Raw genomic sequence first — 21432 nt, 5'->3', positions numbered from 1 at the left:
GCGCGCCCGCTCCCCATGAACGCACCCATTCCCGTCAATACCCTGGCCGGCGCCGCCGTGGCGGCCGCCGTCGAAGACGCGCCGCGCCTGCGCGAAATTCCCTACAACTACACCTCCTTCTCCGACCGCGAAATCGTGTCGCGGCTGCTGGGCGACCGTGCCTGGGACCTGCTGCTGCAGCTGCGTGAGCAGCGCCAGACGGGCCGCTCGGCGCGCATGCTCTACGAGGTGCTGGGCGACATCTGGGTGGTTCAGCGCAACCCCTACCTGCAGGACGACCTGCTGGACAACCCCAAGCGCCGCGAGGCGCTGATCCAGGCGCTGCACCACCGCTTGGGCGAGGTCGGCAAGCGCCGCCATCCGGAAGACGACGTGCAGCGCGACGCGCTGGTGGGCGAGCTGCTGGGCTTGGCGCAGCAGGCGGTGGCGGACTTCGGTGCCGCGTTCACCCAGATCGACGAGCTGCGCCGCCGCGCGCGGCGCGTGCTGGGCCGCCACACGGCCAAGGACAACATCAAGTTCGACGGCCTCTCGCGCGTGGCGCACGTGACGGACGCCACCGACTGGCGCGTCGAATTCCCCTTCGTGGTGCTCACGCCCGACACCGAGGCCGAGATGGCCGCGCTGGTGGCCGGCTGCGTGGAGCTGGGCCTGACCATCATCCCGCGCGGGGGTGGCACGGGCTACACGGGCGGCGCGGTGCCGCTGACCTGGAAGAGCGCCGTCATCAACACCGAGAAGCTGGAGCAGATGACGGAGGTCGAGCTGGTCGACCTGCCTGGCGTGCCGCACAAGGTGGCCACGATCTGGACCGGCGCTGGCGTGGTGACGCAGCGCGTGGCCGACGCTGCCGAGCGCGCGGGCTACGTCTTCGCGGTCGATCCGACCTCGGCCGAGGCCAGCTGCGTGGGCGGCAACATCGCCATGAACGCCGGTGGCAAGAAGGCGGTGCTGTGGGGCACGGCGCTGGACAACCTGGCCTCCTGGCGCATGGTCACGCCGGAAGCCAAGTGGCTGGAGGTGGTGCGCCTGGAGCACAACCTGGGCAAGATCCACGACGCCCCGAAGGTGCGCTTCGAGCTGCGCTACTTCGACGCCTCGGGCAAGACGCTGGAGCGCACCGAGATCATCGACGTGCCGGGCAGCATCTTCCGCAAGGAAGGCCTGGGCAAGGACGTCACGGACAAGTTCCTGGCCGGCATTCCCGGCATCCAGAAGGAAGGCTGCGACGGCCTGATCACCAGCGCGCGCTGGGTGGTGCACCGCATGCCCGCGCACGTGCGCACGGTGTGCCTGGAGTTCTTCGGCAACGCCAAGGAGGCGGTGCCCTCCATCGTCGAGATCAAGGACTTCATGTTCGCCCAGGCCAAGGCCGGCGGCGCGATCCTGGCCGGCCTGGAGCACCTGGACGACCGCTACCTGAAGGCCGTGGGCTACGCCACCAAGAGCAAGCGCGGCACGCTGCCCAAGATGGTGCTCATCGGCGACATCGTCGGCGACGACGACGTGGCCGTGGCCCGCGCCACCAGCGAGGTGGTGCGCCTGTCCAACGGCCGCTCGGGCGAGGGCTTCATCGCCGTCAGCGCCGATGCGCGCAAGAAGTTCTGGCTCGACCGCAAGCGCACCGCGGCCATCGCGCGCCACACCAACGCCTTCAAGGTCAACGAGGACGTGGTGATCCCGCTGGAGCGCATGGGCGAGTACACCAACGGCATCGAGCGCATCAACATCGAGCTCTCGCTGCGCAACAAGCTGCAGCTGGTCGATGCCCTGGAGGCTTTCTTCAGCCGCGGCAACCTGCCGCTGGGCAAGACCGACGACGCCAACGAGATCCCCAGCGCCGAGCTGCTGGAGGACCGCGTGCAGCAGGCGCTGCAGCTGCTGCGCGAGGTGCGCGCGCTGTGGACGGGCTGGCTAGACCATCTCGACATGGCGCAGGCCCCCTACGGCGGGCGCAGCTTCTTCGAGCTGCTGCAGGACACCTCGCTGCGCGCGTCGTGGAAGACGCAGGTGTTCAAGCCGCTGCAGGGCCTGTTCGCCGGCGCGTCCTTCGCGCCGATCCTGGAGGAGTGCCGCCGCATCCACAAGCAGGTGCTGCGCGGCCGGGTGTGGGTGGCGCTGCACATGCACGCCGGCGACGGCAACGTGCACACCAACATCCCGGTGAACTCCGACGACTACCAGATGCTGCAGACCGCCCACGAGGCGGTGGGCCGCATCATGGTGCTGGCGCGCAGCCTGGGTGGCGTGATCTCGGGCGAGCACGGCATCGGCATCACCAAGCTGGAGTTCCTCACCGACGAGGAGCTGCAGGGCTTCGCCGACTACAAGAAGCGCGTCGATCCGGAAGGGCGCTTCAACAAGGGCAAGCTGCTGCGCAACCCGCAGGCGCTGGGCCCGGACGTGCGCGCGGCCGACCTCGCGCATGCCTACACGCCCAGCTTCGGGCTGCTGGGGCACGAGTCGCTGATCATGCAGCAGAGCGATATTGGCGCCATCAGCGACTCGATCAAGGACTGCCTGCGCTGCGGCAAGTGCAAGCCCGTGTGCGCCACGCACGTGCCGCGCGCCAACCTGCTGTACAGCCCGCGCAACAAGATCCTGGCCACCTCGCTGCTGGTGGAAGCCTTCCTGTACGAGGAGCAGACGCGCCGCGGCGTGTCGATCAAGCACTGGCAGGAGTTCGAGGACGTGTCGGACCATTGCACGGTCTGCCACAAGTGCGCCACGCCCTGCCCGGTGAAGATCGACTTCGGCGACGTGTCGATGAACATGCGCAACCTGCTGCGCAAGATGGGCCAGAAGAGCTTCAGGCCCGGCAACGCGGCGGCGATGTTCATGCTCAACGCCACCAACCCCGCGACCATCAACCTCGCGCGCACCGCGATGGTGAACGTCGGGTTCAAGGCGCAGCGCTTCGCCAACGACATGCTCAAGCTCGCCGCGCGCAAGCAGACCGCGCTGCCGCCGGCCACGCACGAGAAGTCGCCGGTGCGCGAGCAGGTGATCCACTTCGTCAACAAGAAGCTGCCCGGCGGCTTGCCCAAGAAGACGGCGCGCGCGCTGCTGGACATCGAGGACAAGAACTACGTCCCGATCATCCGCAACCCCAAGGCGACCACGGCGGACACGGAAGCAGTGTTCTATTTCCCGGGCTGCGGCTCGGAGCGCCTGTTCAGCCAGGTGGGCCTGGCCACGCAGGCGATGCTGTGGCACGCGGGCGTGCAGACGGTGCTGCCGCCGGGCTACCTGTGCTGCGGCTATCCGCAGCGCGGCAGCGGCCAGTTCGAGAAGGCCGAGAAGATCATCACGGACAACCGGGTGCTCTTCCACCGCGTGGCCAACACGCTCAACTACCTGGATATCAAGACCGTGGTGGTGAGCTGCGGCACCTGCTACGACCAGCTCCAGGGCTACGAGTTCGAGAAGATCTTCCCCGGCTGCCGCATCGTGGACATCCACGAGTACCTGCTGGAGAAGGGCATCAAGCTCGACGGCGCGGGTGCCTACCTCTACCACGACCCCTGCCACACGCCCATGAAGCAGCAGGAGCCCATGAAGACGGTGAAGGCGCTGCTGGGCGACCAGGTGCTCAAGAGCGAGCGCTGCTGCGGCGAGAGCGGCACGCTGGGCGTGACGCGCCCCGACATCTCCACGCAGGTGCGCTTCCGCAAGACCGAGGAGCTGCGCAAGAGCGAGACCGCGCTGCGCGCGTCGGGCCAGGTCGGCGCCAAGGAGGACATCAAGATCCTCACCTCCTGCCCGAGCTGCCTGCAGGGCCTCAGCCGCTACGGCGAGGACCTGGAGAGCGGGCTGCTGCAGGCCGACTACATCGTGATCGAGATGGCACGCAAGATCCTGGGCGAGAACTGGATGCCCGACTACGTGGCCCAGGCCAACGCCGGCGGCATCGAGCGCGTGCTGGTCTGAGGCGGCTCAGTCCTCGTCCACGGCGTCGGTAGACCGGCGCCGTTGCGGCGGCGTTGCGTCGCCCCTGTGCTGCGTGCCGGGGCTCTGGGGGCGGTGCATGCGCCGTTCCAACTGCGCCAGCACGATCAGGATCGCCAGCACGATGAACGTGGCCAGCAGCGCGGTCGCCTCGCGGCCCTGGCCCACCGCGATGCCGATGGCCGCGGTGGCCCAGATGCTGGCCGCGGTGGTGAGGCCGCGGATCTCGCCCTGTTCGCTGAGCTTGAGCACCGCGCCCGCGCCCAGGAAGCCGATGCCCGAGATCACGCCCTGCAGCACGCGGCTCATGCCGTCCTCCTCCAGGCCGGCCTGCGCGGGCGCCAGCACGAACAGCGCCGCGCCCAGCGCCACCAGCATGTGCGTGCGCAGCCCCGCCGCGCTGCGCCGCCGCTCGCGCTCCCAGCCGATGGCCGCGCCCAGCAGCACCGCCACGGTCAGCCGCGTGCAGGCGCGGGTGAGCTGCTCCACGTCGGAGAGGTCGGCGAACTCCGAGCGGATCGTCTGCGTCACCTGTTCCCAGCTCATCGCGCGCGGGCACCGCTCTCGCGCCGGATGCCGTTTCTTGTCATGCGCCGTGCGCGGCAAGAAAGGCACCCATCGCGGCGCGCCACCCCTTATTCGGCGGAGAGCCGGCGCGAGCGGATCAGCTCGTGCCAGAAGGCCGTTTCCTTCTGCAGGAAGGCCGTGAGCGCCGCCGGGTCGCCGGGCAGCACCTCCAGGCCGAACTCCTCCAACTTCGGCTTGACGTCAGGGGCCAGGATGGCCTTGCGCATCTCCGCGGACAGGCGCTGGACGATGGGCTCCGGCGTGCCGCGCGGCACGAACAGCGCCTGCCAGGCCGTGGCCTCGAAGCCCTGCACGCCGGCTTCCTGCAGCGTGGGCACCTGGAGCAGGGCGGGGATGCGCTGGGGTGACATCACCGCCAGCGCCTTGAGCTTGCCGCTGCGGATCAGCGGCAGCCCGGCGGCGGTGTCCAGCACCGTCATCGGCACCTGGCCGGCGATCACGTCCTGCGACGCGAAGGCCGTGCCGCGGTAGGGCACGTGCACCACGAAGCTGCCGGTGCGCTCCTTGAGCAGCTCCATCGCCAGGTGGTGCGGGCTGCCCACGCCGGGCGAGGCGTAGCTGAAGCGCCCTGGGTTGGCCTTGAGCTCCCGCAGCCACTGGCGCGCGTCGCTGAAGCCCGATTGCGGGTTCACGACCACGATGAGCGGAAAGCGCGCCATGAACCCTACCGGCGCGAAATCCTTCGGGTCGTAAGGCAGGCGCTTGTACATCGCCTGGTGGAAGACCATCGCGCCGTTGTCGCCGGTGAGCAGCGTGTAGCCGTCGGGCGCGGACTTGGCGGCGTTGTCCGTGCCGATGATGCCGGCGGCGCCCGGGCGGTTCTCGATGTAGATGGTCTGGCCCAACTGCCTGCCCATCTGCGGCGCCAGCTGCCGCGCCAGGAAGTCCGAGCCGCCGCCGGCCGGGTAGGCCACCACCCAGCGGATCGGCCTGGACGGCCAGGCCTCCTGCGCCGCTGCGGCGAAGGGCAGGGACAGGCCCGGTAGCGAGGCGCTGGCGGCTTGGAGGAGGCGGCGGCGGGACAGCTTTGTCATGGTCAGGGGCTGGACAAATGGGGCCATCTTAGCCAGCGGGATAATCGGGCCCGATCGCGCCTCGGCGCACCGGATTCCGGAGTCCCCATGAGCAGCAGCCCGCAGCACCAGCCCACCGCCCTTACCGTGCATCAGCAGTCCAGGCAACTGGAAATCAGCTTCGAGGACGGCGCCTCCTTCCGCATTCCCTTCGAGCTGATGCGCGTGTATTCGCCCTCGGCCGAGGTGCAGGGCCACGGCCCGGGCCAGGAGGTGCTGCAGACGGGCAAGCGCGAGGTGGAGATCGTGGGCATCGAGCCCGTGGGCCACTACGCGGTGCAGCCCAGCTTCTCCGATGGGCACGACTCCGGCATCTTCACCTGGGACTACCTGTACTTCCTCGGCTCGCAGCAGCAGCAGCTGTGGCAGGACTACGAAAAACGGCTGCAGGAAGCCGGCGTCGAGCGCGACGCGCCCATGCCCGAGAAGTCGGGTGCCTCCTGCGGCCACCACCACTGAACGACTTCCCCCTCATGAGCCAGACCCATTTCGGTTTCGAGACCGTCGAAGAACAGGAAAAGGCGCGCCGCGTGCGCGGCGTGTTCGACTCCGTCGCGTCCAAGTACGACGTGATGAACGACCTGATGTCCATGGGCCTGCACCGCGCATGGAAGGCCTACACGCTGGCGGTCGCGAACCTGCGCGAGGGCCAGCGCGTGCTGGACATCGCGGGCGGCACGGGCGACCTGGCGCGCGCCTTCGCGCCCAAGGTGGGGCCGAGCGGCCTGGTGGTGCACACCGACATCAACGAGGCCATGTTGCGCACCGGCCGCGACCGGCTGCTGGACAAAGGCATGGTGCTGCCCAGCACCATCTGCGACGCCGAGAAGCTGCCGTTCCGCGAAGGCACCTTCGACCTCGTCAGCGTGGCCTTCGGCCTGCGCAACATGACGCACAAGGACGGCGCGCTGGCCGAGATGGCGCGCGTGCTCAAGCCGGGTGGCCGCCTGATGGTGCTGGAGTTCTCCAAGGTGGCGGCGCCGCTGCAGAAGGCCTACGACTGGTACTCCTTCCAGGTGCTGCCGCGCCTGGGCCAGCTGGTGGCCGGCGACGCCGACAGCTACCGCTACCTGGCCGAGTCGATCCGCATGCACCCGGACCAGGCCACGCTCAAGGCCATGATGAAGACGGCCGGCTTCGGCCACGTGGACGTGCACAACCTCAGCGCCGGCGTGGTGGCGCTGCACGTGGGCATCAAGTGCTGATGAGGAGCGCCGGCGCCTGAGGGCCGCCGGCGCTCAGGCGCGGCGCGGCGCGCACTCCGTGGCCAGGAACTGGCCGATGCGCTCCGCCAGCCGCTGCGGCGACGCGTGGCGCTGGCGCGGCTCGAAACCGCGCAGCGCCTGCAGCCGCTCGGGCAGCTGCTCCATCTCGTAAGCCACCAGCACGTGCTGCAGCTCTTCGAAGCGGCGCGCGGTGGCGATCTGGTGGTCGTTCACGTGCTCGCCGAAGCGCGCCAGCCGCGGCACCACCAGCAGCCGCTTGTCGTGCTGCAGCGCCATCGCGATGGTGCCGGCCCCCGCATGGCTGATGAGCATGGAGGACTGCGCCAGCAGCTCGTCGAAGGCTGTGCGCGACAGGAAGCGGTGGAAGGGCATGTGCTTCGGCTCGTAGCTGCCGTCGCCGATCTGCGCCACCACCTCCTCGCCGATGCGCCTGGCGCCCACCAGCGCGTCCATCTCCCGCACCAGGCGGTCGAAGGGAAACATGCTGCCCACGGTCAGCAGGATCACAGCACCTCCCCGGCGTACTCCACGCCCTGGTAGCGCGCCGCGACGGCCGGCCACTGGGCCAGGCACAGGTCGGCGACACGGCGCATCAGGCGCCCGCTGACGGACAGGGCCTCGATCTGCGCCACGCTGTCGATCCACACCACCTTGGCGCCCAGCAGCTTGGACCAGATGCAGAACAGCGCCAGCGGCATGGAGCCGGTGGTCACTACCACATCAGGTCGCAGCTTCCAGGCCAGTCCCAGGGTGCGGCCCAGGACCGCCACCGCCTGGAAGGGCTTGCGGCGATCGCACTCGCCGACCACGTGCACCGGCTGCCCACCGGTGTCAAAGCCCGAGGCCGCGATCTCCATGGTGGTGATGTAGGCCGCGGGCTGCGCGGGCCACAGACCCTGCGCGTGGCGCAGCAGGATCTGCAGTTCGTTGGCGTGCCCGCCCGCCGAGGCACCGACGACCAGCTTCATTGCGGCGCCAGGCTCAATTCATCGATCAGCTGCTTGGTGTGCCGAATATTGGCGTGCGAGGAAGCACCAAACACGATCGACTCAATGCGGGGCTGGCGGCAGACATAGTCAATGGCGTCGCGCGGCGCGATCGCACCCGAGGCCAGGACCGACATTGCCACCGGCCGGAAACGGCGCTGTTCAATGGCCTGCTCGTAGGCGGGAATGCCGCCGCACATGCGAAAACCAATCTTGTTGATGTTGGCGCAGACGACTGGGTTTTCGATGCCCAGCTCATCCAGCACGTCGAGCAGGCGCGGCAGATTCATGGTGATGTAGCCGGGCTCCGCGCCGTAGGCATTGCGCACGTGGTCATGGAACATGCGCAGTACCGGCTTGAGATTCAGGCCCAGGAACAGGTCCGTGATGACGTTCTGCAGGAATATCACGGGCGTCGGCAGCCCGCGGAACATTTTCATTTCCGCATCGACCAGCAGCTGCAGGACCTTTTCAATGTCCTTGTTGGCCAGTGCCATGCCACCCTTGAGCATGGCGCCCAGCGAGCCTTCCTCGGGCAGGAATTTCTTCAGCGCTTCCAGCATGCCGTATTCGGTCACGGCATTGGCATATTTATGCGCATACGGCATGCAGGGGTAGAAGGCGTAATCCGGATACCGGTCCCGGTGGGTGCGGAAGTAATCGCAGATTTCCCCCACGCGGTCGTGCGTGGTGCACATGAAGGTGCGAATGCCTTCCTGGTAGGCGGCATCCAGCACCTTGATGATGGCGGAGGTGTCCTGGAAGCGCATGGCCTGCGCCCGCGCTTTTTCCTCGGACATGTGGTTCACGCCGAAAAACTGGTTGTCACCGAAAAGCACGCGATCCATGGGGATCGATTGGGGCTGAGACATCGACATGTGAATGGCTGGCGCTTGGCGCGTGAGTTTTAAAAGCAGGGTGGCGCCGGGATCAGGTCCGATCACCGACGAGGCGCGACCACAATCCAGCCCGGCGTCCGGGAACGGAAGCCATATCGGCGGCGCGCTGCTGTCCTGGGTTGCTTTCAGCCTCCAGCAGCATGGAAACCAGCCGGTCGGTCTGCAGCGCGGAGCGGAAGGAGTTTTCGCCGTTGGTGCGGCCGAGCTTGATGCTCTGCACGAAATAATCAACCTGGGCCGAGTACTCTTCGCCGCGCAGGTAATACCAGACCTCCTGCGTCAAATCCGTGGTGTAGCGAACCGACCAGCCCTTGGGCGCGCCGGGCAGGGCTTCGTGCGGTTCGCGCAGGTAGACCTGGCATTCCTGGCGATCGGCGCTCAGGCGCCCGCGCGAGCCCCAGACCGTGATGGCGGTGGACATCTTGCGGTGGCTCTCGTCGCTCCAGTTCACGCTGAGCTGCGCGCTCGCGCCACCGGGGTAGCGGAACAGCGCATACACCTCGTCGTCCACGTCGCGCGAGAACACGCTGTGGCGCACGACCCCGTTCACGCCGCCCGGCGTGCCCGCCACGAAATTCATCAGGTCCAGCGCGTGGCATGCGTAGTCGTACAGGGCCCCGCCACCTTCGGTCTTGGTCGAGCGCCAGGTAGAGCCGCTGGGACGCAGCACCACCGGGCCATAGGCTTCGATACGCACGTGGTGCACCTCGCCGAGCGCGCCGCTGCGCACGATGCGGGCGGCCTCCTGGAAGGCACCGACGAAGCGGTAGTGATAGCCGACCTGGTTAACCAGCTTCTTCTGCTCTGCCAACTCCGTCAGCCTGTAGCCGTCCTCCGGGTCCAGCACGAAGGGCTTTTCGCAAAACACGTGCAAGCCCCGCTCCAGCGCTTTTTCCACCATGGCGGCGTGGAACTTGGACGGCGTGGCAACGAGGAGTGCGTCCAGCTTTTCCTCGGCGAGCAGCCGGTCGAAATCGCCGTAGCACTTGAGGCCGGAATACTGCGCAAGCACATCTGTCAAGTAGCTGTTTGAATCACAGCCGGCCACTAGGTCTATATCCGGATGCGCGCGTGCAATGGCGAGATGGGACAACCCCATCTTGCCCAGGCCCAATACTGCGGTCTTGATCATTGCTGATTCCCAGGGTGGTGAAAGTTTTTGGCCCGTCCTGTCAGGAGAGCACCTGTGCGTAAACGTCTGAAACGGCGCGTGCCATGCTGCGCGAGGAATAACGCTCGCACTGCAGGCGGTAAGCGTCTTGGCGGATTCGAGCCCAGTCGTGGCGAGCTTCCATCAGGGCTCCCAATTCGGCGGCCAGTGCCTGCTCGTTGCCGGAAGGCACGACCAGGCCGGTACGGCCGTGTTCCAGCACTTCCGGAATACCCTCCACGTCGGAGGCAACGACCGGGACGCCTGTTGCCATGGCTTCCAATACGGCCATGGGCATGCCCTCGCCATACAGGCTGGGCAATACCATCACGTCCAGGCCGCGGAGCGCGGCATCCACGTCCCGGGTGAAACCGGTCCAGACCACGTGCCCGTCCAGGCCCAGGTTATGGGCCAATGCCTTGATCTCGGTTTCATAGGCCGGTGTTTCAAAGCCGCCCACGGCCACGATGCGCAGGTCACGGCCGGCGCGCAGCAATAGCGACGCAGCCCGCAGCAGGATTTCAATACCCTTGCGTGGCCTGAACAAGGCCACCGTTCCAATATGCCAGGTGCCTTGCGGGCTGGAGCGCTGGGGCAAGGGGCCGGGCGTGGGCACGCCATTGGGTACTGTGAATATGCGCTCGGCCGAAAATCCCTGCTGCACCAGATAACGCTCCAAGCTGCGCGATACCGGAATCAGTGCCTGGATGGACCCGGCGCTCCAACGCTCGACCACGGAATTCACGCGGTTCATCAAGGGCGCCTCGGTATCGCGGGCCGCCGGACTGTGCACGTGGTGAACCATCGGCACACCCGCGAGCAGGCTGGCGACGCGCCCGATCATGGCGCCACGCGGCGAATGCGAATGCAGCAGCTTGAAACCCCCTTCACGCGCCAGCGCGGCCACGCGGCGTGCGCAGCCGAAATCGAAACGGTGCCGCATGGGCATCTTGTGCAGGCTGATTTCCTGCCCGCTGCGCAATGAAGGAAACTTGTCTGGCTTGAAGCAGACGAAACTGATTTCATGGCCCAGTTCGGTCAGACCGAGGGCCAGCAAGTCCTGAACCTTTTCAGCACCCGCGTAATACTCTCCATTGATGATGTGCAGCACTTTCATTCAAAGAAGAACTCCGGTTTTATCGCCACTTCAATTGCCACTTTGATAGTCCTTGAGGCCAGGCGCCGCTTTGCTCTGGCGTCCGTCTTGCTTTGGTCTAAAGCCGCGCTGTCGGCATGGAAGTAACGTTTCAAACATTTACCTCGTGCACATTTAGCAGCGTTTGGGCTCCTGCTTGTCAAACCTTAGCATTCCGGGATGCTGGAATCGCTACCGAAGTAGGGGAGCAAAAATCCTACGGGTTACCCCTGTTCTCGTTAGTACCCGTGTTCATGGGGCTGTTCCGCCCTGCCGATGGCGGTTTACTGCGGGCCTTCGGAAGTGGTTCCGCCAGGACTCTCAGTTTTGAACAGCCAAACTATTGGTAACGCCCATGCCGCTATCTACGAGGATTGAACGGCACGTGGTGCCGTTAACCGCTCCCAATGCCTGCGGAAATATCCTGCGCGTCGGGGTAGCCGCGGTCATGGCACTGGGTCTTTTGAGCGCCTGTGGCGATCAAAAGGCGAAGTCGGCCTCGCAGGTGGCCGCCCGTGTCAATGAGGGCGAAATTTCTGTCCATCAGGTGAATTTCTTGCTGCAACAGCGGGAAGTACGGCAGGACGAGGTCGATGCAGCAAGCCGGCAGGCGTTGACGCGCCTGATCGACCAGGAGCTTGCCGTCCAAAAGGCACTGGCTCTCAAGATCGACCGCCAGCCCGCCGTGCTGCAGGCGCTGGAAGCCGCTAAAAGGGATGTGCTGGCGCGCGCCTATATGGAACGCGTGTCCGAGGCAGCGTTGCAGCCCACCTTGGCGGAGGTCGAGAAGTTCTACAACGAGAAACCCGCGCTGTTCCGGGAACGGCGCATCTACCAGCTGCAGGAGATCAATATAGAAGCACCCAAAGATCAATTGCCGGAGCTGGGCAAGCGGCTTTCCGCTGCAAAGGACATAGAAGCTTTCACCGACTACCTGCGGACCAGCAATATCCGACACGTCCAGAACCGGACCGTCAGGCCAGCGGAGCAGATTCCCCTGGAGCGCCTGGACGATTTCGCGGCCATGACCGACGGTCAGGCGCGTTTCGTTCCGACAGAATCCGGCGCCATTGTCATCGTGCTGGTCAAGTCGCAGCCCCAGCCGGTTTCCCTGGAAAAAGCCAAGCCGGCCATCGAGCAGTTCCTGACGGCGCAGCGCAAGCGTGAAATGGTCGAGCGCGACCTCAAGGACCTGCGCACGGCGGCAAAGATCGAGTATGTGGGTAAGTTTGCGGAAGCCTCACCGGCCGCTGCGGCCACCGCAAAACCGGTGAACGGGCCCGGCGAGCCCGATGGGCAAAACACCCCGGCCGCTGCGTCGGGTAATTCTTCAGTTGACCAAGGAATGGGGGTGAACAAATGAATTCCTCAGCGCGTTTCGTACGTCTCGGCATCTCCGTCGCATTGGTCGGATGGTCCATGGCAACCATGGCGCAATCCCAGACGGGTACTGCGCGCCAGGCAGCGGCCCAGGCGCCCGCGTCGGTCGCCACGGCACCTTCATCCGCCGCCAATGCAGGCGATTACAGGCTTGGCCCCGGCGACACGCTCAAGGTTTCGGTGTTTCAAAACCCTGACCTAACGCTGGAAACCCGCGTCACGGACAGCGGGATGATCACCTATCCCCTCATTGGCGCCGTGAAAGTCGGCGGCCTGACGGTGCCCCAGGCGGAGCAGCGAATTGCCAGTGGCCTGAGTTCCGGCAATTTCGTCAAGCAGCCTCAGGTTTCCATTCTCATCATGCAGGTGCGCGGCAATCAGGCCGCGGTCCTGGGCCACGTCAACCGGCCCGGACGCTATCCGCTAGAGATGGCGCAAATGCGTCTGACCGATCTGCTGGCCGTGGCCGGCGGCGTAGCGGACACCGGCTCCGACGTCGTGACGCTGGTGGGCGTGCGCGACGGCCGCCCGTTCAAGACCCAGATCAGCCTCTCCGACGCCTTTGCCTCGGGCAAGCAGGAGGGGGCGTTCGAAACCCGGGTCCAGGACGGCGACGTGGTCTGGGTCGACCGCGCGCCCACCGCCTACATCTACGGCGAAGTCCAGCGGCCCGGGCCGCTGCGCGTGGAGCGCGGCATGACCTTGCTGCAAGGCCTGGCGGCCGGCGGCGGATTGACGCCGCGCGGCACCGACCGCGGTTTGAAGGTGCACCGCAAGGGTACCGACGGCCGTATCGAGGTATTGCAGCCCGCCATGAATGAACCACTGCGCGATGGCGATGTGGTGTACGTCCGCGAGAGCATTTTCTGAGGGTCACCGCATGTCCATTGCTCAATTCTTTGCCATCCTGGTGGCGCGCTGGAAGGTCGTGATGGCCGTCCTGCTCGCCACCCTGGTGACGACCATCGGCATCAGCCTGATATTGCCCAAGACCTATACCGGCAGCGCTTCCGTATTGGTGCAGGTGGCCACGCCTGACCCGATCGTGGGCATGAGCCTGGCCAGCCAACTGGTACCCCAGGTCATTACCAGCCAAGTGGAAATTCTCAACAGCGACCGCGTCGCGCAGCGTGTGGCCCGGTTGATGCGCCTGAACGAAAACGCGGACCTGCGCGCGCAATGGCAGGAGGCGACACAAGGCGTGGGTTCGTTCGAATCCTGGCTGGGCGACATGCTGCAGATCAACCTGCAGGTGGTCCCCGGCCAGTCCAATATCATCGTCGTCAATTACAAGTCGCCGGACCGCAAACTCGCGGCGGCTACCGCCAATGCCTTCGTGAAGGCCTATCTGGAGACGGCGCTGGAACTGCGTGTCGATCCGGCGCGGCAATCCACGGCCTTCTTCGACGAGCGGGCCAAGAGCCTGAGGCAGCAGCTGGAAAAGGCGCAGACGGCCCTGTCCACCTACCAGCGTGAAAACGGCATCGTCGCCACTGACGAGCGCATCGACATCGAGACCGCGCGGCTCAACGAGCTGTCCTCGCAACTGGTGGCAGTGCAGGCCGTGGCTACCGAGTCGAGCAGCCGGCAGGCCGCGGCCAACGTGGCCAGCGACCGCGTGCAGGACGTGCTCAACAACGGCTTGGTGGCGCAGTTGCGCGGCGAGCTCTCCCGGCAGGAATCGGTGCTGAGCCAGCTCACGGCCCGCCTGGGAGACGCCCATCCGCAAGTGCAGGAGGCCAAGGCCACCATCGCCGGCCTGCGCTCCCGCGTCAACAGCGAAGTGGCGCGCGTGGCCGGTGGTGTCGTCGTCAGCAACCGCATCAACCAGTCCCGCGAGGCAGAGATCCGCGCCGCGCTGGACACGCAGCGCGAGCGGGTGCTCAAGCTCAAGGCGCAGCGCGACGGCATGTCCTCGCTGCTGCGGGACGTGGACAACGCACAGAAGGCCTACGACACGGTGCTGGCGCGCCTGAACACCACCAGCATCGAGAGCCAGGCCACGATGACGAACCTGATCGAGTTCTCGCGCGCCACGGAGCCCATCGAGCCGTCCTCGCCGCAGATTCTGCTCAACAGCATCGTGGCCGTGTTCCTCGGCTCGATCCTGGCCGTCGGCGTGGCGCTGATGCTGGAGTTCATGAACCGCCGCGTGCGCTCGCCCAACGACGTGGCCCAGCTCGCCGATCTGCACGTCATCGGTTATCTGCCCAAGCCTGACCGCAAGACCTGGCTGTTCGGTGCCCGGCGTGGCGCGTCGATGCAGACGCGGCTGGTGGGCTATCAAGGAAAGGCGGCCTAATGGAACTCCATCGCATTCCCAGCTCGACCTTGCGCGACGGGACCTCCGGAACCTCGTTCAGCTACCAAGCCGACCAGGCCGGTTCCGTGGACGACAGCGAGACCGGCAAGGAACGGCCGCTGGGCGAGATCATCAAGTCCGCCAACCACCTCAGCGACGAGCAGATTGAGCGGGTGCTGCAGCACCAGAAGGAGCGGGGCATCCGCTTCGGCGAGGCGGCCATCGAGCTAGGCGTGGCCAGCGGCAACGACGTGCTGTGGGCGCTGTCGCAGCAGTTCCACTACCCGTATCCGGCCAACTCCAAGAGCCTGCTCAGCAGCGAGCTGGTGACCGCGCGAGACCCGTTCTCCTTCCGGTCCGAAGCCTTCAGGGCGATCCGCAGCCAGCTGATGATGCAGCTGTTCACCGAGGAGACCGGCGCCCGCTCGCTGGCAGTGGTCAGTCCCGACACCGGGGACGGCAAGACCTACTTCTCCGCCAACCTGGCCATTGCCTTCTCCCAGCTCGGCGGACGCACGCTGCTGATCGACGCGGACATGCGCAACCCACGCCAGCACGAGGTCTTCTGCGTGGACAACACGGTAGGCCTGTCGGGTGTGCTATCGGGCCGCACGCTGATCAACGTGATCCGGCCGGTGGAAGAACTGCCCAGCCTGTACCTGCTGCCGGTGGGGGCGGTGCCGCCGAACCCACTGGAGCTGGTCGAGCGGCCGGCCTTCGGGCTGCTGATGCGCGAGCTGTGCTCCAAGTTCGATTACGTGGTGGTCGATACGCCGGCCTATGTCCACGGCACGGACGCGCCTGTCATCGCGGCCCGCTGTGACGGCGTGCTGACGATGGTGCGCGCGGGCCGCAGTCGGGCCTCCTCGCTGCAGGACCTGACCACGGCCTTGCGCAGCGTGCCCGTGCGCCAGTGCGGTGTGGTGATGAACGAGTACTGAGTACCGGACCTTGAGGCGTGGATACACAGCATGAGAGCCACAGGTCTGTTTCAACCCGCCTGGCCGGTGTCGGCCTGGCCCGTCTGGCTGCTGGGCCTGGGATTCGGCCTGCTCTACCTGCCGACCTTCTACGACCTCTCGCACACCACCTGGGCCTCTGACGAGCAGGGGCACGGGCCGATCATCCTGGCGGTCAGCTACTGGCTGGCCTACAGGAAGCGGCACGAAGTCATGGCGCTGCCCGCCACGCCCAGGCCCTGGCTCGGTACGTCGATCTTCCTGGTCGCGCTGCTGCTCTACGTGTTCGGGCGTTCCCAGTCGGTCATCGCTTTCGAGGTCGGGTCCCAGATATTTCTCTGGATTGGCCTGCTGCTGATGTTCCGCGGCTGGGCCGCCGTCAAGCTGCTGTGGTTTCCGCTGTTTTTCCTGCTGTTCATGGCACCGCTGCCCAATGCCCTGGTGGCGGCGCTGACGGCACCTTTGAAAACGGCGGTTTCCACGGTGGCGGAGGCCGTGCTGTATGGCATCGGTTATCCCGTCGCGCGCACGGGTGCCATGCTCAATATCGGTCAATACCAGCTGTTCGTGGCCGATGCCTGTGCCGGACTGAATTCGATGTTCACGCTGGAAGCGCTCGGCTTGCTGTACATGAACCTCATGAATTACAAGTCCGTGGCGCGCAACGTGGCGCTGGCTGTGTGCATCGTGCCGATTTCGTTTTGCTCCAACGTCATCCGGGTCATGGTACTGGTGCTGGTGACTTATCATTTTGGTGACGCTGCCGGGCAGGGATTCGTGCACGGGTTTGCCGGTATCCTGCTGTTTTTGGTGGCGCTGACGTTGATGCTGCTGGTGGACTATCCGCTGGGCCGCCTTTTTCCTGAGCGAAAGGGGGCAGCTGCATGAAGCTTTCGTCTCTGCACCTGCGGATGCTGCTGGTTTTCCTGGCGATGGCACTGTCGTCGTGGCTGGCGTATGCGCTGCGCCCATCCATCAAGGTGGCGGATGCCTCGCCGCTGGGCAGCCTGGAATCCAGCATTCCCAAGCATTTTGGTGAATGGCGCGTGGATGACAGTTTGCCGGTGATACTGCCTTCGCCCGAAGTCCAGGCCAAGCTGGACCGAATCTACAACCAAGTGCTGTCGCGGACTTATGTGGACCAGCAAGGGCGGCACATCATGCTGTCCATGGCTTATGGCGGTGACCAGTCCGACGGCACAACCGCGCACAAGCCTGAAATCTGTTATCCCGCCCAAGGCCTTGAAATCGTCTTCAACCGGGTCGGCACTTTGGCAGTGGACGGTCAGGAACTGCCAGTGCGCCGCCTGCGGGCTCGCATGGGTAACCGGAATGAGCCCATTACCTACTGGATCGTGGTCGGCGACCAAGCCGTCACCTCGGGCACCGGAATGAAGTTGGCCCAGTTGCGCTATGGCGTGCGCGGCCTGATTCCGGACGGCATTTTGGTGCGGGTGTCCAGCCTGGATCGGGATTCCGAAGTCGCCTTCAGGCGCCATGAAGAATTCGTGCGCGCTCTTGTCGCCAGCCTGGATACGTCCATGCGCCAGCGGCTGATGGGCAGCGTTTCCAGCCCCTCGGCAAATTCAAAAACGGCGGCACTATGATTTCCAATCCATCCCGCGGTTCCTTGCCGCTGTTGTTTCTTGGCCTGGGCTTCGCCGTGCTGATGGGTATGGCGGCGGCCCTGGGGCGCCCGGCGTTCCTGGCGCCTTTCGTGGGCCTGATCGGCCTGCTGGTGCTGTTCGTCATTCCCGCACGGCTGGCCTTCTGGTCCATATTGGTCGTGTCCATGGTGCTCGTCGGGCCGGTGATGTATTTCGCCAAGCTGGACTCCGCACGCTGGGTTCCGCCCCTGCTGACGCTGGCCCTTTATGTGCCGCTGGCAGCCTTCGTGCTCAGACCCAAAAAGCCCACCATGGACGCGGGCTGGCCCCTGTGGCTTTTCATCCTGGCCATGTTCGTGGTGGTGGCAGTGTGCAGCACGGCGTTGAGTTCACCGATGGTGGGCGAGGTGGCCGTGGCGTCGCGGGCCTATTTCGCATTCTGGTCCGTCGCGCTGGCCCTCGCGGTCGGCATGCTGGGGCCGCGTGACATGGCGCTGGCCTGGAAAGCCTTGCTGGTTTGTGCCGTGATTCAGTTGCCAGTGGCCTTGTACCAGTATCTGGTGGTGGCCAAGGCGTCCAGTCGCCTGTCGCCCTGGGATGCCGTGGTCGGCACTTTCCCCGGCAATATGGAAGGCGGCGGTGCCAGCCATGGCATGGGTATTTTCCTGCTGATCGCCATGGCGGCCGTGCTATCGCTGTGGCGGACACGCCAGATTCACCGGGGCCTGGCCATCCTGGTGCTCCTTTCCATTCTCGGTTCCTTGGGCCTATCAGAGGTCAAGGCTGCGGTATTGCTGGTGCCGGTGGTATTTGCACTGGTGTACTACCGGGAACTGCTGCAGCGGCCGGCGCTGAGCGTGGGCGCCGTCCTGATTTCCGTGGCGCTGATGGGTACGCTGCTCCTGGTCTACGAGAACACTTTCTATGCCAACCGCGGCATGACGCTGTCCGGCAAGATGCCCACGTCGCCGCTGGAAGCCGTGAAGAACCAGCTCAACCCGGAGGAGGTGCACAGCCGCTCCGAGGGTGGTGGCGTGGTGGTCAGTCGGGCAGCACGCATGGCGGACTGGTGGCAGCGCAGCGTGCGTTACGGCGATCCCTTCCATGCCCTGCTGGGTTATGGCATCGGAGCCACGCAGATTTCCTCCATCGGCACGGGCGAACTGGTGCGGCAGTTTCCCTATCCACTCGACATGACCAGTACCAACGTACTGTTATGGGAAACCGGTGTCATCGGGCATGTGCTATTGATGGCCGTGCTGGTGCTGGCCGGCATGAACTGCGCGGGCAGTGCCCGCTCGCCCCTGGTGCCGGTGGAGCACAAGGCCCTGCTGGAGGCGGCCGCGGCCGGGCTGATGATTTATGCCATCACATTGCCGTACAGTAATTTTGCGTTGCGCGCGGCTCCCTCGCAATTTCTCATGGTGTTCATGCTGGGATATTCAGCCTACTGGTGGCGTGTGGTCCGGCTGGGCAGCCTGATTCGAGCGGCGGGCCCGGCCCTCGCGCCTCAGGATGGTTCCGAGAACAACACGAAAACGGATATGGCACGCAAGCACGCGACTCCGAGGTATCTGCATGGATGACAAGGTTGTCTTCATTCTGGGTTCCGGCCGTTCCGGGACCACGTTGCTGTACAAATTGCTGGCGGCGCATCCCGCGGTCGGTTATTTGAGTAATTACCAGAGCCGTCTGCCGGCGCTACCCGGCCTGGCGATGATGCACCAGATTCCACGCCGTTCGATGGCGCTCAAGCGCAAAGCCTGGTTCGGCGGACAGGGCAATGCCTATTTCGAGGGGCGGCGCGGATGGTCGCAGTTCTGGATACCTGCACCCGCGGAAGCCGAAAGCGTTTTCGAGCGCGCTGGGATTCCGCCCACGCCGCCGCATGATTTCGTGCTGGCAGAAACCGGCCTTGGCCGGCTGAGAAACACCTTTGAATCAGTATTGCAGCAAGGCGGCGGCGACGTGGTGGTCTGCAAGCGCACGGCCAACAACCGGCGCGTGGCGGTGCTGCGCCAGGCTTTTCCACGCTGCAAGTTCGTGCACTTGGTGCGGGACGGACGCAGCGTGGCCGATTCTCTGGTGAGGGTGGGCTGGTGGGCGGACCACCAGTTGTTCTGGGCCGGTAAGACGCCGCGCGAACTCAAGGCCGAAGGGGTCAGCGAATTGCATATCGCGGCCCGTAACTGGGTCGAGGGCATGCACCAGATCGAGCGCGGGTTGCAAACCGTTGAAGCCGCGTCGAAGCACACCCTGCATTACGAACAATTGCTGGCCGATCCGCATGACGAGTTACGCAAGCTGCTTCGCTTCATGGGCGTGCAAGCGTATGCCGATCGGGAGTACGAGGATTTCATCGCTTCCCTGTCCATCAAGCCGGTGGATGCCTCATGGCGACGCAAATGGTCCGCGGCGGACCGTGAAAGCGTCACCGCACTTCAGCGGGATACCCTGATTCGCTGGGGCTATGCGTGACCGGATGGAAATGGAACGGGCTTGTCAATTGCCAGGAGTACAGATGCATGCAGTCATCCAGTCCATTTACCGCCGCTCGGTGCCCTGGGGGTACAGACAACTGTTGAGAGCTTACAAGCCCAATGGGCCGTTGCGCCGCCTTCGCACGATGCCGGACTCGGAAGATTATTGCCTGAGCCCTTTTGACGAGAATCGCTGCATTTTTGTGCACATTCCCAAGACCGCTGGAATATCGTTGTGCACAGCCTTGTTCGACTGCAAGGGAGGAGGACACCTGACGGCACGGGCCTACCGTGCCTTGTTCGGTGGCCAAGCGTTTGACGAATATTTCAAGTTCACGTTCGTACGCAACCCCTGGGACCGCATCGTCTCCGCCTATACCTACCTGTCACAGGGTGGCGGCAACGAGCGCGATGCGTCCTGGGGGCGTTCCGTACTGAGCCAGTACCCGTCTTTCGACGAGTTCGTGCTCCAGTGGTTGGATACGCGCAACGTCTATACCCAGATTCACTTCGTCCCGCAATGGGAATTCGTGGTGAATGGGCAAGGCCACGTCTGCATGGATTTTGTGGGGCGCTTCGAACGCCTGGCGGACGATTTCCAGTACGTGGCCGACCAGCTGGGTTGCCGCTGCGAGCTGCCACTGGTGAATGCCAGCCGGCGGCTTTCCTACAGGGACTATTACTCCGACGCCAGTCGCCAGCGGGTGGCGCAAATCTATGCGCGGGATATCGAACAGTTCGGATACTGTTTTTGAGGCGAGGCAATGAAGGTGCTTTACGTCTGTTCGGCAGCACGCTGTGGTTCGACGCTGACGGACATGTTCCTGGGCGGACATCCGCAGGCCACCTCGCTGGGCGAGGTGAATTTTCTGGCCAAGGCCATCCGCGTCGGCGAGCGCTGTTCCTGCGGGGCGCTGGTGCGGGATTGCCCGGACTGGCAGGCCGTATTCAAGCGGCTTGCGCCCTGGGGTTTCGATCCGCAGGAGCCGTACCGCTTCCGGCTGTGGGACGCCGTGGCCTGGACCTACGTGGACCAGGCGCACCAGACGCGCGGCTTCCTGGCTGGGGTTCGCGTGCGCAAGAGCTGGATGGCGATGCGGGATCTGCTGCCCGAGGGGGTGCGCTCGCACTGCCCGGTGCCGCCGACCTACGAGCAGGCCCTGGTGAACAAGATGAGGCTGTACGAGGCCGTGGCCGCCGCCTGGGACAAGGAGGTGGTGATCGACTCGTCCAAGAACGTCCGGGAGGCGGTAGAGCTCTACCAGCGGGACCCGGACACCGTGCGCATCCTGCTCGTGACCCGGGACGGGCGGGGCGTCTACCTGTCGCGGCGCAGCAGCGGGCGCGACCGGGAGGAAAGCGTGCGCGGCTGGCTGAGCTACTACGGCCGGGCGCTGGCCCTGCTGGAGAAGCACGTGCCGGCCGAGGCGCGCATGCAGCTCAAGTACGAGGACATCGCCAGCGCGCCGCGGCGGGCGGGCGAGACGTTGTGCGACTTCGTGGGGCTGCGCTTCCAGGAATCCATGCTTCAGCTCGACGGTGCCGTGCGCCACATGGTCAACGGCAACGCCACCCGCTTTGCGCCGGGCAAGGGCATCAAGCTCGACGAGCGCTGGCGCCATGACCTGCAGCCCGCCGAGCTTTCCTATTTCGACGGCCGTGGCGGCCGCATGAACGCGGCCCTGGGCTATCGCTGAAA

General features: G+C 65.3%; 21 protein-coding genes. 13 read left to right on the top strand and 8 right to left on the bottom strand.

The annotated features are described in order from the left end of the window. Window positions 1–15: 15 nt before the first annotated feature. Complete coding sequence (locus H537_RS0109515) at window positions 16–3930, top strand: DUF3683 domain-containing protein (protein WP_028997732.1); 3915 nt, start codon at window positions 16–18, stop codon at window positions 3928–3930. Window positions 3931–3936: 6 nt separating this feature from the next. Here the strand turns inward: H537_RS0109515 and H537_RS42070 are convergent, their stop codons facing one another. After that, window positions 3937–4494 carry an MgtC/SapB family protein gene (locus tag H537_RS42070; protein WP_051242265.1) on the bottom strand — a complete coding sequence of 186 codons (558 nt, stop codon included), beginning with the start codon at window positions 4492–4494 and terminating at the stop codon, window positions 3937–3939. Window positions 4495–4583: 89 nt separating this feature from the next. Continuing rightward, window positions 4584–5570: a Bug family tripartite tricarboxylate transporter substrate binding protein gene (locus H537_RS0109505; RefSeq protein ID WP_051242264.1), complete on the bottom strand. Its 987-nt coding sequence runs from the start codon at window positions 5568–5570 to the stop codon at window positions 4584–4586. Window positions 5571–5657: 87 nt separating this feature from the next. On the opposite strand from H537_RS0109505, the gene H537_RS0109500 reads away from it, so the two are divergent. Further along, entirely contained in the window at window positions 5658–6068 is a 411-nt protein-coding gene (locus tag H537_RS0109500) for a gamma-butyrobetaine hydroxylase family protein (RefSeq protein ID WP_028997730.1), read from the top strand. A 14-nt stretch (window positions 6069–6082) separates the two neighbouring features. Beyond that, window positions 6083–6814 (top strand): bifunctional demethylmenaquinone methyltransferase/2-methoxy-6-polyprenyl-1,4-benzoquinol methylase UbiE, encoded by a 732-nt coding sequence (gene ubiE, locus H537_RS0109495; RefSeq protein WP_028997729.1) that lies wholly within the window; start codon window positions 6083–6085, stop codon window positions 6812–6814. Between the two features lie 33 nt (window positions 6815–6847). Here the strand turns inward: ubiE and pssE are convergent, their stop codons facing one another. The 6 genes from pssE to H537_RS52490 all read right to left on the bottom strand — a co-directional run bounded on the left by pssE (window position 6848) and on the right by H537_RS52490 (window position 11121). After that, on the bottom strand, window positions 6848–7342 hold the full coding sequence (gene pssE, locus H537_RS0109490) for a PssE/Cps14G family polysaccharide biosynthesis glycosyltransferase (RefSeq protein WP_028997728.1): 495 nt from the start codon (window positions 7340–7342) through the stop codon (window positions 6848–6850). Beyond that, window positions 7339–7803, bottom strand: coding sequence for a glycosyltransferase family protein (locus H537_RS49025; protein ID WP_051242262.1), 465 nt, complete (start codon window positions 7801–7803; stop codon window positions 7339–7341). The genes pssE and H537_RS49025 overlap by 4 nt, the downstream gene beginning before the upstream one ends. After that, a complete protein-coding gene (locus tag H537_RS0109480) occupies window positions 7800–8669 on the bottom strand; it encodes a hypothetical protein (protein ID WP_211234985.1) in 870 nt (289 codons plus the stop codon). Before H537_RS0109480 ends, H537_RS49025 begins: the two co-directional genes overlap by 4 nt. Window positions 8670–8751: 82 nt before the next feature. Continuing rightward, window positions 8752–9852, bottom strand: coding sequence for a Gfo/Idh/MocA family protein (locus H537_RS0109475; RefSeq protein ID WP_028997726.1), 1101 nt, complete (start codon window positions 9850–9852; stop codon window positions 8752–8754). A 40-nt stretch (window positions 9853–9892) separates the two neighbouring features. Further along, window positions 9893–10987 carry a glycosyltransferase gene (locus H537_RS0109470; protein WP_028997725.1) on the bottom strand — a complete coding sequence of 365 codons (1095 nt, stop codon included), beginning with the start codon at window positions 10985–10987 and terminating at the stop codon, window positions 9893–9895. Continuing rightward, window positions 10984–11121: a hypothetical protein gene (locus tag H537_RS52490; protein WP_156901570.1), complete on the bottom strand. Its 138-nt coding sequence runs from the start codon at window positions 11119–11121 to the stop codon at window positions 10984–10986. The genes H537_RS0109470 and H537_RS52490 overlap by 4 nt, the downstream gene beginning before the upstream one ends. A gap of 239 nt (window positions 11122–11360) precedes the next feature. Between H537_RS52490 and H537_RS0109465 the strand changes: the two genes are divergently transcribed. Genes H537_RS0109465 through H537_RS0109420 form a run of 10 tightly spaced genes read left to right on the top strand, consistent with a single transcriptional unit; the run spans window position 11361 to window position 21430 of the window. Then, the gene (locus H537_RS0109465) at window positions 11361–12368 is read left to right on the top strand and encodes an EpsD family peptidyl-prolyl cis-trans isomerase (RefSeq protein WP_084150557.1); all 1008 of its coding nucleotides are present in this window, start codon (window positions 11361–11363) and stop codon (window positions 12366–12368) included. 56 nt (window positions 12369–12424) lie between these two features. Next, window positions 12425–13255 (top strand): polysaccharide export protein EpsE, encoded by an 831-nt coding sequence (gene epsE, locus H537_RS0109460; protein WP_051242278.1) that lies wholly within the window; start codon window positions 12425–12427, stop codon window positions 13253–13255. A 10-nt stretch (window positions 13256–13265) separates the two neighbouring features. Next, window positions 13266–14687, top strand: a complete 1422-nt coding sequence (gene epsF, locus H537_RS0109455) for a chain length determinant protein EpsF (protein ID WP_028997722.1) — start codon at window positions 13266–13268, stop codon at window positions 14685–14687. Then, a complete protein-coding gene (locus H537_RS0109450) occupies window positions 14687–15628 on the top strand; it encodes a polysaccharide biosynthesis tyrosine autokinase (protein ID WP_084150556.1) in 942 nt (313 codons plus the stop codon). The genes epsF and H537_RS0109450 overlap by 1 nt, the downstream gene beginning before the upstream one ends. Window positions 15629–15658: 30 nt before the next feature. Further along, complete coding sequence (gene xrtB / locus H537_RS0109445) at window positions 15659–16534, top strand: exosortase B (protein WP_051242258.1); 876 nt, start codon at window positions 15659–15661, stop codon at window positions 16532–16534. Continuing rightward, complete coding sequence (gene epsI, locus H537_RS0109440; RefSeq protein ID WP_028997719.1) at window positions 16531–17253, top strand: exosortase-associated protein EpsI, B-type; 723 nt, start codon at window positions 16531–16533, stop codon at window positions 17251–17253. Before xrtB ends, epsI begins: the two co-directional genes overlap by 4 nt. Further along, entirely contained in the window at window positions 17250–18839 is a 1590-nt protein-coding gene (locus H537_RS0109435; RefSeq protein ID WP_028997718.1) for a hypothetical protein, read from the top strand. Before epsI ends, H537_RS0109435 begins: the two co-directional genes overlap by 4 nt. Next, a complete protein-coding gene (locus H537_RS0109430) occupies window positions 18832–19731 on the top strand; it encodes a sulfotransferase family protein (RefSeq protein WP_169516976.1) in 900 nt (299 codons plus the stop codon). The genes H537_RS0109435 and H537_RS0109430 overlap by 8 nt, the downstream gene beginning before the upstream one ends. 43 nt (window positions 19732–19774) lie before the next feature. Next, window positions 19775–20488: a sulfotransferase family 2 domain-containing protein gene (locus tag H537_RS0109425; RefSeq protein WP_169516975.1), complete on the top strand. Its 714-nt coding sequence runs from the start codon at window positions 19775–19777 to the stop codon at window positions 20486–20488. 9 nt (window positions 20489–20497) lie between these two features. Beyond that, entirely contained in the window at window positions 20498–21430 is a 933-nt protein-coding gene (locus H537_RS0109420; RefSeq protein WP_028997715.1) for a sulfotransferase, read from the top strand. The last annotated feature ends 2 nt before the right edge of the window (window positions 21431–21432 follow it).

This window comes from Azohydromonas australica DSM 1124, assembly GCF_000430725.1.
Classification (GTDB): domain Bacteria; phylum Pseudomonadota; class Gammaproteobacteria; order Burkholderiales; family Burkholderiaceae_C; genus Azohydromonas; species Azohydromonas australica.
The sequence above is the reverse complement of the archived record's forward strand: the minus strand, read 5'-3'. Positions and strand labels throughout refer to the sequence as shown.